Source organism: Kitasatospora sp. NPDC048286 (assembly GCF_043201735.1).
GTDB lineage: Bacteria > Actinomycetota > Actinomycetes > Streptomycetales > Streptomycetaceae > Kitasatospora.
The window spans coordinates 266,335-279,233 of the sequence record NZ_JBICZE010000002.1; the positions used below are offsets into that span (position 1 = coordinate 266,335).

General features: G+C 71.7%; 9 protein-coding genes. All 9 read right to left on the bottom strand.

What is annotated here, in order from left to right:
* Positions 1–213: 213 nt before the first annotated feature.
* The 9 genes from ACGF13_RS05515 to trpB all read right to left on the bottom strand — a co-directional run bounded on the left by ACGF13_RS05515 (position 214) and on the right by trpB (position 12,842).
* Positions 214–1,692 (bottom strand): glutamate synthase subunit beta, encoded by a 1,479-nt coding sequence (locus tag ACGF13_RS05515; protein WP_392869221.1) that lies wholly within the window; start codon positions 1,690–1,692, stop codon positions 214–216.
* Complete coding sequence (gene gltB, locus ACGF13_RS05520; protein ID WP_392870055.1) at positions 1,685–6,286, bottom strand: glutamate synthase large subunit; 4,602 nt, start codon at positions 6,284–6,286, stop codon at positions 1,685–1,687. The genes ACGF13_RS05515 and gltB overlap by 8 nt, the downstream gene beginning before the upstream one ends.
* Positions 6,287–6,704: 418 nt before the next feature.
* Positions 6,705–7,442, bottom strand: a complete 738-nt coding sequence (locus tag ACGF13_RS05525) for a VIT1/CCC1 transporter family protein (RefSeq protein WP_392869223.1) — start codon at positions 7,440–7,442, stop codon at positions 6,705–6,707.
* A 148-nt stretch (positions 7,443–7,590) separates the two neighbouring features.
* Positions 7,591–8,598 carry a prolipoprotein diacylglyceryl transferase gene (gene lgt / locus ACGF13_RS05530; protein ID WP_392869225.1) on the bottom strand — a complete coding sequence of 336 codons (1,008 nt, stop codon included), beginning with the start codon at positions 8,596–8,598 and terminating at the stop codon, positions 7,591–7,593.
* Between the two features lie 119 nt (positions 8,599–8,717).
* Entirely contained in the window at positions 8,718–9,581 is an 864-nt protein-coding gene (locus ACGF13_RS05535) for a DsbA family protein (protein WP_392869226.1), read from the bottom strand.
* A 75-nt stretch (positions 9,582–9,656) separates the two neighbouring features.
* A complete protein-coding gene (locus tag ACGF13_RS05540) occupies positions 9,657–10,166 on the bottom strand; it encodes a MauE/DoxX family redox-associated membrane protein (protein ID WP_392869228.1) in 510 nt (169 codons plus the stop codon).
* Positions 10,167–10,294: 128 nt separating this feature from the next.
* On the bottom strand, positions 10,295–10,498 hold the full coding sequence (locus ACGF13_RS05545; protein WP_392869230.1) for a hypothetical protein: 204 nt from the start codon (positions 10,496–10,498) through the stop codon (positions 10,295–10,297).
* A 254-nt stretch (positions 10,499–10,752) separates the two neighbouring features.
* Positions 10,753–11,577 carry a tryptophan synthase subunit alpha gene (trpA, locus tag ACGF13_RS05550; RefSeq protein WP_392869232.1) on the bottom strand — a complete coding sequence of 275 codons (825 nt, stop codon included), beginning with the start codon at positions 11,575–11,577 and terminating at the stop codon, positions 10,753–10,755.
* Positions 11,578–11,579: 2 nt separating this feature from the next.
* The gene (gene trpB, locus ACGF13_RS05555) at positions 11,580–12,842 is read right to left on the bottom strand and encodes a tryptophan synthase subunit beta (protein WP_392869234.1); all 1,263 of its coding nucleotides are present in this window, start codon (positions 12,840–12,842) and stop codon (positions 11,580–11,582) included.
* Positions 12,843–12,899 lie beyond the last annotated feature (57 nt).

Sequence of the window (12,899 nt, forward strand, 5' to 3'; positions counted from 1 at the left end):
CCGGGAGACGTGCCCCGGGTGTCCGGTGGGTTGTCGCGGTTGCGGGGTCCTGGCCCCGGGAAACGCGACGGCGCCCGCCCTCCAACTGGTCGGGGAAGAGGGCAGGCGCCAGGAGACCGCGTTGGCCCGGCGACGCTGGCGGGGGCAGCGGGTTGAGCTCCCGGCGATGCGGCGCCGGGGGTTCGGTGGGGGCCGGTCGGAGACCGTCCGCCGTCAGACCACCAGGGGGCGGTCGGTGGGCCGGATCGGGGCGGGAAGCGGGGTCTTGCCGCCCAGGTACCTGTCCACCGCGGCTGCGGCCGAACGGCCTTCCGCGATGGCCCAGACGATCAGCGACTGGCCACGGCCGGCGTCTCCGCAGACGTACACGCCATCGACATTGGTGGCGAACCGGCCATCACGGGCAATGTTACCGCGCGCGTCGAGGTCCGCTCCCAGCTGCTCGACCAGCCCGTTGCGCACGTCCGTCCCGGTGAAGCCCATGGCCAGGGTGACGAGCTGCGCGGGGATGGCCCGCTCGGTGCCGGGCACCGGCTCGAACCGGCCGTCCTTGAACTGCACCTCGACGAGGTGCAGTTCCTGGACGTTGCCGACCGCCTGTCCCTCTTCGGGGGCGGAGCCGGTGAAGCGGGTGGTGTTGACGGAGTAGACCCGTTCGCCGCCCTCCTCGTGGGCGGAGGTGACCTTGTAGGTCATCGGCATGGTCGGCCACGGCTGGTGCCCGGGCCGTTCCTCGCCGGGCCGGGGCATGATCTCCAGCTGGGTGACGGAGGCCGCCCCCTGCCGGTGCGCGGTGCCGACGCAGTCCGCGCCGGTGTCGCCGCCGCCGATCACAACGACGTGCTTGCCCTTGGCGCTGATCGGCGACTCCACGAAGTCGCCTTCCTGCACCTTGTTGGCCAGCGGCAGGTACTCCATGGCCTGGTGGACGCCCTTGAGCTCGCGTCCGGGCACCGGCAGGTCGCGAGCGGTGGTGGCGCCGGCCGCGACGACCACGGCGTCGAAGCGCTCGCGCAGCTGCTGTCCGGTGATGTCCTCGCCGACGTGGACGCCGGTGCGGAACCGGGTGCCCTCGGCCCGCATCTGCTCGATGCGGCGGTTGATGTGGCGCTTCTCCATCTTGAACTCGGGGATGCCGTAGCGCAGCAGCCCGCCGATCCGGTCGGCGCGCTCGTACACCACGACGGTGTGCCCGGCGCGGGTGAGCTGCTGGGCGGCGGCGAGGCCGGCCGGTCCCGAGCCCACGACGGCGACGGTCTTGCCGGAGAGCCGCTCGGGCACCTGCGGGGTGACCCCGCCGCGGTCCCAGGCCTTGTCGATGATGGTGACCTCGACGTTCTTGATGGTCACCGCGTCCTGGTTGATGCCGAGGACGCACGCGGACTCGCACGGGGCCGGGCAGAGGCGGCCGGTGAACTCCGGGAAGTTGTTGGTGGCGTGGAGCCGCTCGATGGCGCCGACGAAGTCGTCCCGGTAGGCGAGGTCGTTCCACTCGGGGATGAGGTTGCCGAGCGGGCAGCCGTTGTGGCAGAAGGGGATGCCGCAGTCCATGCAGCGGCCGGCCTGCTTGGTGATGATCGGCAGGAGGCTGCGTTCGACGTAGACCTCGTTCCAGTCCTTGATCCGGACGTCGACCGGGCGGCGCTCCGCCAGCTGCTTGGGCGTGGTCAGGAAGCCCTTGGGGTCAGCCATTAGCCGCCTCCATCATCTTCGCGGTGGTCTCGGCCTCGGAGAGGCCGTCGCGCTCAGCGGCGTCCTTGGCGGCGAGCACTGCCTTGTAGTCGGTCGGCATGATCTTGGAGAAGCGGGAGACCCCGCTGCCCCAGTCCGCCAGGAGCTCGGCGGCGACGGTGGAGCCGGTCTCCTCGTAGTGCTGCTGCACGGTCTCGCGCAGCCAGTCGCGGTCGGCGGCGGTGGGGGCCTCGATGCCCACCATGCCGTCGTTGACGTTGGCGGGGCGCAGGTCCAGGACGTACGCGATGCCGCCGGACATGCCCGCCGCGAGGTTGCGTCCGGTCTCGCCGAGGACGACGACCCGGCCGCCGGTCATGTACTCCAGGCCGTGGTCGCCCACGCCCTCGACGACGAGGGTGGCCCCGGAGTTGCGGACGGCGAAGCGCTCGCCGGCCTTGCCGCGCAGGTGGACGCGGCCGGAGGTGGCGCCGTAGCCGATGGTGTTGCCGGCGATGACGTGGTTCTGCGCGTCGTTGCCGATGGCGGCCGCCTCGCGGGCCGGGCGGACGATGACGACGCCGCCGGAGAGGCCCTTGCCGACGTAGTCGTTGGCGTCGCCCTCCAGTCGCAGGGTCACGCCGCGCGGCAGGAACGCGCCGAAGGACTGCCCGGCGGAGCCGGTGAAGGTGACGTCGATGGTCCCCTCCGGCAGGCCCTCGCCGCGGTACCGCTTGGTGACCTCGTGGCCGAGCATGGTGCCGACGGTGCGGTTGACGTTGCGGATCGGCAGCTCGATGCGGACGGTCTCGCCGCGCTCCAGGGCGTCCTGGGCGAGCTCGACGAGCTGGTTGTCCAGGGCCTTGTCGAGCGCGTGGTCCTGGGCGGTGGTGCGGTGGCGGGCGGCCCCTTCGGGCAGCTCCGGCACGTGGAACAGCGGGGCGAGGTCGAGCCCGGCGGCCTTCCAGTGGTCGATCGCGGCCCGGGCGTCGATGTGCTCGGCGTGGCCGACGGCCTCCTCGATCGAGCGCAGGCCCAGCGAGGCCAGGATCTCCCGGACCTCCTCGGCGATGAACTCGAAGAAGTTGACGACGAACTCGGGCTTGCCGGAGAACCGTTCGCGCAGCACCGGGTTCTGGGTGGCGACGCCGACCGGGCAGGTGTCCAGGTGGCAGACGCGCATCATGATGCAGCCGGAGACGACCAGCGGGGCGGTCGCGAAGCCGAACTCCTCGGCGCCGAGCAGCGCGGCGATCACGACGTCGCGGCCGGTCTTCAGCTGGCCGTCGGTCTGGACGACGATGCGGTCGCGCAGCCCGTTGAGCAGCAGGGTCTGCTGGGTCTCGGCGAGTCCGAGTTCCCAGGGGCCGCCGGCGTGCTTGAGCGAGGTGAGCGGCGAGGCGCCGGTGCCGCCGTCGTGTCCGGAGACCAGGACCACGTCGGCGTGGGCCTTGGAGACGCCCGCCGCGACCGTGCCGACGCCGACTTCGGAGACCAGCTTCACGTGGATGCGGGCCGCCGGGTTGGCGTTCTTGAGGTCGTGGATCAGCTGGGCGAGGTCCTCGATCGAGTAGATGTCGTGGTGCGGGGGCGGGGAGATCAGGCCGACGCCGGGGGTGGAGTGCCTGGTCCTGGCGACCCACGGGTAGACCTTGTGGCCGGGCAGCTGGCCGCCCTCGCCGGGCTTGGCGCCCTGGGCCATCTTGATCTGGATGTCGTCGGCGTTGACCAGGTACTCGGAGGTGACGCCGAAGCGGCCGGAGGCGACCTGCTTGATCGCGGAGCGGCGCTCCGGGTCGTACAGGCGGTCCGGGTCCTCGCCGCCCTCGCCGGTGTTGGACTTGCCGCCGAGGCGGTTCATCGCGATGGCCAGGGTCTCGTGGGCCTCGCGCGAGATCGAGCCGTAGGACATGGCGCCGGTGGAGAAGCGCTTGACGATCTCGGAGACGGGCTCGACCTCCTCGACCGGGATCGGCTCCCGGTCGAGGCCGTCCAGTCGGAACAGGCCGCGCAGGGTCATCAGCCGCTCGGACTGCTCGTTCACCCGGTCCGTGTACTGCTTGAAGATGTCGTACCGGCGGTTGCGGGTGGCGTGCTGGAGGCGGAAGACGGTGTCCGGGTCGAACAGGTGCGGTTCGCCCTCGCGGCGCCACTGGTACTCGCCGCCGATCTCCAGGGCGCGGTGCGCGGCCGGGATGCCGGAGGCCGGGTACGCCTTGGCGTGCCGGGCGGCGGTCTCGCGGGCGATCTCCTCCAGGCCGATGCCGCCGAGCTTGGTGGTGGTGCCGGCGAAGTAGCCGTCGACGAGGTCCTGGGCGAGGCCGATGGCCTCGAACACCTGGGCGCCGCGGTAGGAGGCGACGGTCGAGATGCCCATCTTGGACATGACCTTGAGGACGCCCTTGCCGAGTGCCTTGATCAGGTTCCTGATGGCCTTCTCGGCTTCGAGGCCCTGGATGAAGACGCCCTGGGCGACGAGGTCCTCGACGGTCTCCATCGCCAGGTACGGGTTGACGGCGCCGGCGCCGTAGCCGATCAGCAGGGCGACGTGGTGCACCTCGCGGACGTCGCCGGCCTCGACGAGCAGTGACACCTGGGTGCGCTGCTTGGTGCGGATCAGGTGGTGGTGGACGGCCGAGGTGAGCAGCAGGGAGGGGATCGGGGCGTGCTCGGCGTCGGAGTGCCGGTCGGAGAGCACGATGATCCGGGCGCCGTCGGCGATCGCCGCGTCGGCCTCGGCGGCGATCTCGGCGAGGCGGGAGGCGAGGCCCTCGCCGCCGGAGGCGACCCTGTAGAGGCCGGAGAGCGTGACGGCCTTGAGGCCGGGCTGGTCGCCGTCGGCGTTGATGTGGACGAGCTTGGCCAGTTCGTCGTTGTCGATCACCGGGAAGGTGATGCCGACCGAGCGGCAGGACGCGGCCTCGGCGGTCAGCAGGTTGCCCTCGGGGCCGAGGTTGGAGAGCAGCGAGGTGACGAGTTCCTCGCGGATGGCGTCCAGCGGCGGGTTGGTGACCTGTGCGAAGAGCTGCACGAAGTAGTCGAACAGCAGGCGGGGCTTCTCGCTCAGCGCGGCGATGGGCGAGTCGGTGCCCATCGAGCCGAGCGCCTCGGCGCCGGTGCGTGCCATCGGGGCGAGGATGACGCGCAGTTCCTCCTCGGTGTAGCCGAAGGTCTGCTGGCGGCGGGTGACGGAGGCGTGGGTGTGGGCGATGTGCTCGCGCTCGGGGAGCTTGGCGAGCTGGATCTGTCCGCCTTCGACCCACTCCTCGTAGGGGTGCTCGGCGGCGAGGGCGGACTTGATCTCGTCGTCCTCGACGATGCGGCCCTCGGTGGTGTCCACCAGGAACATCCGGCCGGGCTGGAGGCGGCCCTTCTTGGCGACCTTCTCCTGGTCGATGTCGAGCACGCCGACCTCGGAGGAGAGGACGACCAGGCCGTCCTCGGTGATCCAGTAGCGGGCGGGGCGCAGGCCGTTGCGGTCGAGCACGGCGCCGATCCGGGTGCCGTCGGTGAAGGTGACGCAGGCCGGGCCGTCCCAGGGCTCCATCAGGTTGGAGTGGTACTGGTAGAAGGCGCGGCGGTCGGGGCTCATGGTGGCGTGGTTCTCCCACGCCTCCGGGATCATCATCAGCACCGCGTGCGGCAGCGAGCGGCCGCCGAGGTGGAGCAGTTCCAGGACCTCGTCGAAGGAGGCGGAGTCGGAGTGCTCGGGGGTGCAGATCGGGAAGATCCGGCTGAGACCCTGCCCGTTCCTGTTGGCCGGGATGAGGTCGGTGGCGAGCTGCGACTCCCGGGCCCGCATCCAGTTGCGGTTGCCCTTGACGGTGTTGATCTCGCCGTTGTGCGCGACGAAGCGGTACGGGTGGGCGAGCGGCCAGCTCGGGAAGGTGTTGGTGGAGAACCGGGAGTGCACCAGGCCGATCGCGGAGGCGTAGGTGCGGTCCGACAGGTCGGGGAAGAAGGGTTCGAGCTGGCCGGTGGTCAGCATGCCCTTGTAGACGATGGTGCGCGCGGACAGCGACGGGAAGTACAGCCCGGCTTCGCGCTCGGCGCGCTTGCGGACCACGAAGGCGATCCGGTCCAGCTCGATGCCGGCCAGGCCGTCCTTCGCCAGGAAGAGCTGCCGGAAGCGCGGCATCACGCCGCGTGCGGTGGCGCCGAGCAGGTCGGGGGTGACGGGGACGTCGCGCCAGCCGAGGACGGTCAGGTCCTCCTCGGCCGCGATGGCCTCGACCTGCGCGACGGCGGCGGCGTCGGCGGCGTCCTCGTCCGGCAGGAAGGCGATGCCGACGGCGTAGGCGCCGGCGGCCGGGAGTTCGAAGTCGACCTTCCCGCGCAGGAAGGCGTCCGGGACCTGGGTCAGGATGCCCGCACCGTCGCCGGAGTCGGGCTCGGCGCCGGTGGCGCCGCGGTGCTCCAGGTTGCGCAGGACGTTCAGCGCCTGCTCGACGATGGTGTGGTCGGCGATGCCGGTCAGCGTGGCGACGAAACCGACGCCACAGGCGTCGTGCTCGTTCCGCGGGTCGTACAGGCCCTGAGCAGCAGGTCGCGCATCCGGCACGAGCGCGTAGGGCCGGCGGGCGGTGCCGGCCTGGGGCTCGTTGGCGGAGTGCATGGATGCAGACAGCATCGGCTCTCCCGTCGTCGTCTTTCGGCAAGTTGGTGCAAGTAGGGACGACGTTGGCCCTGATGCGATGGTGCGGTGTCGTGCAAGTTACATGATGCCCGTGATCCCGAGAAGCGGAAATATCCCGTCCAGATGGCGGGACGACGCGCAGGCCAGGCGGTGTGTGAGAGGACGCGCCACAGTGCACGTCCCGACGATTGTGCCCAACCGTCCACGGCCTGAAACAGGGGCGAAACCGGCTCGCCACGGAAGCCGATCATGGATGCCTGGGATTCCATTCCGGGAGCCCGTCCGCGGATACGAATCCGCGGCTCGGGGGCCCGAATGATGAGACACTGCCAGGCGCCGCCCGGCGCTCATGTGTGAAACGTCACGCACTAGTCAGCATAGTCATGCACTGCCGCGCTCAGCCCACGTGGCCGCCGATCAGCCACCCGAGCAGGTAGGTCACCCCGGCGGCCGCGCCGCCCAGCACCAGCTGCCGCAGCCCGCTGAACCACCAGCTGCGGGCCGTCACCCGGGCCACCACCGCGCCGCACAGGAACAGTCCGGCCCCCGCCAGCAGCAGGGCGGGCAGCAGCGCGGTCGCCCCCAGCAGGTACGGCAGCAGCGGCAGCAGCGCGCCGAGCGCGAAGCACAGGAACGACGAGCCGGCCGCCACCAGCGGCGAGGGCAGGTCGGTCGGGTCGACGCCCAGCTCCTCGCGGGCGTGCACCTCCAGGGCCAGCTCCGGGTCCGCGGACAGCTGCCGGGCCACCTCGTGGGCCAGTTCCGGGTCCACCCCGCGCGAGACGTACAGCTGGGCCAGCTCGGCCAGCTCGCCGTGCGGGTTGCGACTCAGTTCCAGCCGCTCGACCTCGATCTCGGCCTGCACCAGCTCCCGCTGCGAGGCCACCGAGGTGTACTCCCCCGCCGCCATCGAGCAGGCGCCGGCCGCCAGGCCCGCCAGTCCGGTCAGGATCACCGTCCCGTTGGACGCCGCACCGCCGACCACCCCGGTCATCAGCGCGAAGTTGGACACCAGTCCGTCCACCGCGCCGAACACGGCCGGCCGCAGCCAGCCGCCGTTGACGTCCCGGTGGTGGTCGGCCGCGGGTATCCGCGGCTGGTGCCCGGCGTCGGCCTCCACAGCGGTCGCACTCATCGTTCTTCCCCTCCGTCGTCGTTCCTCGGCCCTGACCGTAGCCCGCCTGACCTGGGCATTTCCAGCAAAGTAAGGCTGTCCGAACACCACTGAGGCCACCCTTCGCGGCGTTCGCGAAGGGTGGCCTCAGTCGGGGGAAAACCCCTGGTCAGATCGGGTTCTTGGCGTCCTTGCCGGCCGTCCCGGCGGCCGGTTCCGCGTCCACGGGCCCGGCCGGCTCGCGCAGCACCGGCTTCCCGTCAGCCTTGTCCACGGCCTTCCCGTCGGCCTTCTCCCCGGCGCCCTTCCCGCCCTTGTCGGCGGGCTCGGCGTCCTCCGCCAGGTGCGCGGCCGGGTCGATGCTCGCCGGGTCCTCCCGCCCGGGCCGCGTCCGGCCCACGATCACGAAGTACGCCACCGCGCCCGCGAACACCGCGATGGACACCCAGTCGTTCAGCCGCAGGCCGAAGTAGACGTGGGCGTCGTCGATCCGCAGCCACTCGATCCAGAACCGGCCCACCGTGTACGCGGCCACGTACAGCGCGAACGCCCGGCCGTGGCCCAGCGTGAAGCGGCGGTCCGCCCAGATCACCAGCAGCGCGACACCGACGCACCACAGCGACTCGTACAGGAAGGTCGGGTGGTAGACACCCTTCACGACCTCGCCGTTCGCCAGCGTCTTGTCGATCTCCAGGCCCCACGGCAGGGTGGTCGACCGGCCGTACAGCTCCTGGTTGAAGTAGTTGCCCCAGCGGCCCAGCGCCTGCGCGAGCGCGATGCCCGGCGCGATGGCGTCGGCGTACGCGGGCAGCGGCACGCCCCGGCGGCGGGCACCGATCCAGGCGCCGACCGCGCCCAGCGCGACCGCGCCCCAGATGCCGAGGCCGCCCTCCCAGATCTTGAGGGCGTCCCAGGGGTTCTTCCCCTCGGCGAAGTACAGTCGGCCGCCGTCGGTGATCACGTGGTAGAGGCGGCCGCCGACCAGGCCGAACGGCACGGCCCACACGGCGATGTCGCCGACGGTGTGCTTGGCACCGCCCCGGGCGACCCAGCGCTTGCTGCCGAGCCAGACGGCGACGACGACACCGAGGATGATGCAGAAGGCGTAGGCGCGCAGCGGGATCGGTCCGAGGTACAGGACGCCCCGCGACGGGCTGGGAATGTAGGCGATATCCATGGCAGTTCCGACGCTACAGGGTCCGGCGGCCCGCTCGGACACCCCTGGGGTCACAGAAACCGAACAACGGACGGCGCCGCCCCCTCCGGACGGGGAGGGGGCGGCACGGTGGAACGGGCTCAGCCGGCCGTCGGCGACGGGTTGTTGGCCTCCGAGGCGGCGCTGGTCGGCGCCGGGCTCTGCCCGTGCGAACCCGGCGTGCCCAGCTGCTTGCCCTGGTTCGCGGCGTCCACCCACTTCGCCAGGTTGGCGGGGGTGATCTCCTCGCTGCCGTTCTTCGGGTAGATCGGTTGGCCGTTGAGCAGCACCGTCGGGGTGGACTTGAAGCTGGACTTGTCGAAGTCCTGCTGCACCGCGGACACCCACCCGCCGAACTTGTTGTCGTTGACGCAGGCCTGGAACTCGGGCGTGTCCAGGCCGTTGACCTGCTTGGCGAGGCCGAGCAGCACGTTCTTGTCGCCGAAGGCGTCGTTGGTCTCGTCCGGCTGGTTGCGGTACAGCACGTCGTGGAAGTCCCGGAAGTGCCCGGCGTCCTGGGCGCAGCCGAGCGCGTTGGCGGCGGTCCTGGAGCCCTTGCCGCCCACGGCCCGGTCGATGAACGACACGATGTGGTAGTTCGTGTAGATCTTCCCGGCGTCCTCCATCTGGTCGATGGTGGACGAGAACTCGCGCTCGAAGGTGCCGCAGGCGGGGCAGCGCGGGTCCTCGTAGACCGTGAGGACGGAGGGCGCGTCGGCGGCGCCGACGGGGATGACCAGGCTCTTGTCGCCGATCGTCCCGGCCGGGGCGGCGGTGGGCGTCTCCGGCTTGGAGCGCTGGTTCTGCACCACGACGCCGGCGATCACCGCGGCGGCGATCACCGCAAGCACGGAACCGCCGACGATCAGCTTCTTCCTGCGCTTGGAGGTGGCCTCCTCGGCCGCCCGCTGCTCCAGCATCCGCTCGCGGGCGGTGCGCTTGCCTTCTCGGTTCTTCTCGCTCATTGCGTTGACGTCCACGGTCGGGGGCCTTCGTCGGGGTGCGGGATGTGGGGGCGGGGTCGTGGGGGGCGGGTGGGGTCAGCTCGCCAGCCAGCCGTCCACCGACAGCCGGGTGCGGGGCCGCCAGAGCAGCCATCCGGCCATCAGCAGGAACCCGGTGTCGCGCAGGATCTCCTGGAGGTACTTCGTCTGGGACTCGTCGACGTGCCCGCCGCCGCCGAAGCAGCCGCAGTCGATCGAGATGCCGCGCGCCCAGGCGGAGGCGATCCCGGCGATGAAGACCAGCAGCAGCACGGCGGAGATCCCGGCCACCAGTCGGACGCCGAGGCCCACCAGCAGCAGCACGGCCAGTGCCAGCTCCAGGAACGGCAGGCCGTAGCCGATCGGCTTGACCAGGCCTTCGGGGAGGATCTCGTAGGCGCGGACGGCCTGCGCGGCCTCCGCCGGGTCGGAGACCTTCGCCAGCCCGGCCCACCCCCAGACCACCGCGAGGCCGAGCCGGACGACCGTGCCGAGCCACTCGCTCCAGGCCGGCACCGGCCGACGCGCCGTCGGCGCGGGCGCGGAGCCCTCGGGCTGCGCGGTCATCAGGGAAACCCCCTCGGGAAGCTCGTTCACTCCCTGATGAACCGTGGGGGATGAAGAGTGGTTCCTCCGTATTCAGGAATTAAGCCGGACGAGTGACGTTCTGTCCGAATGTGACGAACATCCGTGCGTCAGCGACATCCGGCCAACCACCCCGCCTCGAACAGCTCGGGGTGCCGGGCCGCCTGCGCGCACGCCACCGCCTCCCGCTCCGCCCGCTCGGCCCCCCGTCTGGCCAGCGCGTGCCCCACCTGGACGTGCACGCCGACGGCGGCGCCGAGCACCAACACGGCCGTCGCCGCCCGCAGCAGGACGGCCCGCTGGAGACTCCGCACCGGCTCACCCCTTCCGCTCGACCGCGAAACCGTTCGTGCACTCGTCCCTCCTCTCAACGTCCGTCAACCCCGGCTGATGCGTGTCCCCACCCCTTGTTCACCCGTTCGGGTCCGCGAGCCCGGCCGGGAGCGCGGAGCGGAGCCGCACGCCCGTGCCCGCGCCCCGCAGCGGACCGGCGACGCCGGGTGGAACGCCGACGGCCCCCCACTCCCGCTGGAGTGGGGGGCCGTCGGCCGGATGTCCCTGCCGCGCGTCAGTGCCGGCGCACGCCCTCGGCCAGCTCCCCGGCCAGGGCCCGCACCGCGTCCAGCGCGGCCGTCTCGTCCTCGCCCGCGGCCAGGATCCGCTTGACGAACGCCGACCCGACGATCACCCCGTCCGCGAACCGGGCGACCTCCGCCGCCTGCACCGCGTCCGAGACCCCGAGCCCGACGCAGACCGGCAGGTCCGTCGTCGCCCTGGTCCGGGCGACCAGGTCCTCGGCCATCGACCCGACGGCGGACCGCGTCCCGGTCACGCCCATCACCGCGGCCGCGTACACGAAGCCGCTGCCGGCCGCCGTGACCTCCGCCAGCCGGGCGTCCTTGCTGCTGGGGGCGACCACGAACACGGTGTCAAGACCGTGCTCGTCCGCCGCCTTGCGCCACTCCTCGGACTCCTCCACCGGCAGGTCCGGCAGGATGCACCCGGCCCCGCCCGCGGCCGCCAGGTCGGCCGCGAAGCGCGCCACGCCGTAGCGGTCGACCGGGTTCCAGTACGTCATCACGAGCACCGCGGCCTCGGGGTGCGCCGCGGCGACCTCCCGGACGGTCCGCAGCACGTCCTTGATCCGCACTCCGCCCCGCAGGGCGATGTCGTCGGCGGTCTGGATGACCGCGCCGTCCAGCACCGGGTCGGAGTGCGGCAGCCCGACCTCGACCACGTCGCAGCCGCCCTCGATGAGCGCGTTGATCGCCCGGATGCCGCCGTCCACGGTCGGGAAGCCGGCCGGCAGGTACCCGATCAGCGCGGCCCGGTCCTCGGCCTTGGCGGCCGCCAGCCGGCCGCTCAGCTTGCTGGTGCTCAGCTTGGAAGTCATGGTCACTTACCCCCCTCGGCGGAGGCGTCGCCCGAGCCGCCGGCCTGCTCGTCGTACAGTCCGAAGTACTGGGCCGCGGTGTGCATGTCCTTGTCCCCGCGTCCCGACAGCGAGACCAGGATGGTCGCCTCCGGCCCGAGCTCGCGCCCCAGCTCCAGCGCCCCGGCGAGCGCGTGGGCGCTCTCGATGGCCGGGATGATCCCCTCGGTGCGGGACAGCAGCCGCAGCGCCTGCATCGCGGCGTCGTCGGTGACCGGCCGGTACTCGGCCCGCCCGGTGTCCTTCAGCCAGGCGTGCTCCGGGCCGACGCCCGGGTAGTCCAGGCCCGCCGAGATCGAGTGCGACTCGATGGTCTGCCCGTCCTCGTCCTGCAGGACGTACGTCCGGGAGCCGTGCAGCACCCCCGGGTCGCCCTTGGTGAGGGTGGCCGCGTGCCGGGGCGTCTCGGCGCCCTCGCCCGCCGCCTCGAAGCCGACCAGCCGCACCCCGGCGTCCGGGATGAACTCGTGGAAGATCCCCATCGCGTTGGAGCCGCCGCCGACGCAGGCCACGACCGCGTCGGGCAGCCGGCCGGTCCGGTCGAGCACCTGCTGCCGCGCCTCGACCCCGATGATCCGGTGGAAGTCCCGGACCATCATCGGGAACGGGTGCGGCCCGGCGACGGTGCCGAACAGGTAGTGGGTGGAGTCGACGTTGGCGACCCAGTCCCGGAACGCCTCGTTGATGGCGTCCTTGAGCGTCCGGCTGCCGGACTTGACGGCCACCACCTCGGCGCCGAGCATCCGCATCCGGGCGACGTTGAGCGCCTGGCGCTCGGTGTCGACCTCGCCCATGTAGATGGTGCAGTCGAAGCCGAACAGCGCGCAGGCGGTCGCGGTGGCCACGCCGTGCTGGCCGGCGCCGGTCTCGGCGATGATCCGGGTCTTGCCCATCCGCTTGGTGAGCAGCGCCTGGCCCAGCACGTTGTTGATCTTGTGCGAGCCGGTGTGGTTGAGGTCCTCGCGCTTGAGCAGGATGCGCGCGCCGCCCGCCTCGGCGGAGAAGCGGTGCACGTCGGTCAGCGGGCTCGGGCGCCCGGTGTAGTCCTTGAGCAGCGCGTCGAGCTCGGCGGCGAAGGCCGGGTCGGCCTTGGCCTTCTCGTACTCCTCGGCGACCTGCTCGACCGCGGCGACCAGCGCCTCGGGGATGAAGCGGCCGCCGTACGCGCCGAAGTAGCCGCGCGCGTCCGGCACCTGGGCACCGGGCAGGTAGTCCTTCTCGGACATGGTGGTTTCCCTTGAACGGAGATGAACGACGATGACGTCTTCTCGGCCGCTCCGGCT

Excerpts from the sequence above, each read along its gene's own strand:
- ACGF13_RS05515 (WP_392869221.1), bottom strand. The coding sequence starts at position 1,692 with ATGGCTGACCCCAAGGGCTTCCTGACCACGCCCAAGCAGCTGGCGGAG.
- gltB (WP_392870055.1), bottom strand. The coding sequence starts at position 6,286 with ATGCACTCCGCCAACGAGCCCCAGGCCGGCACCGCCCGCCGGCCCTAC.
- ACGF13_RS05525 (WP_392869223.1), bottom strand. The coding sequence starts at position 7,442 with ATGAGTGCGACCGCTGTGGAGGCCGACGCCGGGCACCAGCCGCGGATA.
- lgt (WP_392869225.1), bottom strand. The coding sequence starts at position 8,598 with ATGGATATCGCCTACATTCCCAGCCCGTCGCGGGGCGTCCTGTACCTC.
- ACGF13_RS05535 (WP_392869226.1), bottom strand. The coding sequence starts at position 9,581 with ATGAGCGAGAAGAACCGAGAAGGCAAGCGCACCGCCCGCGAGCGGATG.
- ACGF13_RS05540 (WP_392869228.1), bottom strand. The coding sequence starts at position 10,166 with ATGACCGCGCAGCCCGAGGGCTCCGCGCCCGCGCCGACGGCGCGTCGG.
- trpA (WP_392869232.1), bottom strand. The coding sequence starts at position 11,577 with ATGACTTCCAAGCTGAGCACCAGCAAGCTGAGCGGCCGGCTGGCGGCC.
- trpB (WP_392869234.1), bottom strand. The coding sequence starts at position 12,842 with ATGTCCGAGAAGGACTACCTGCCCGGTGCCCAGGTGCCGGACGCGCGC.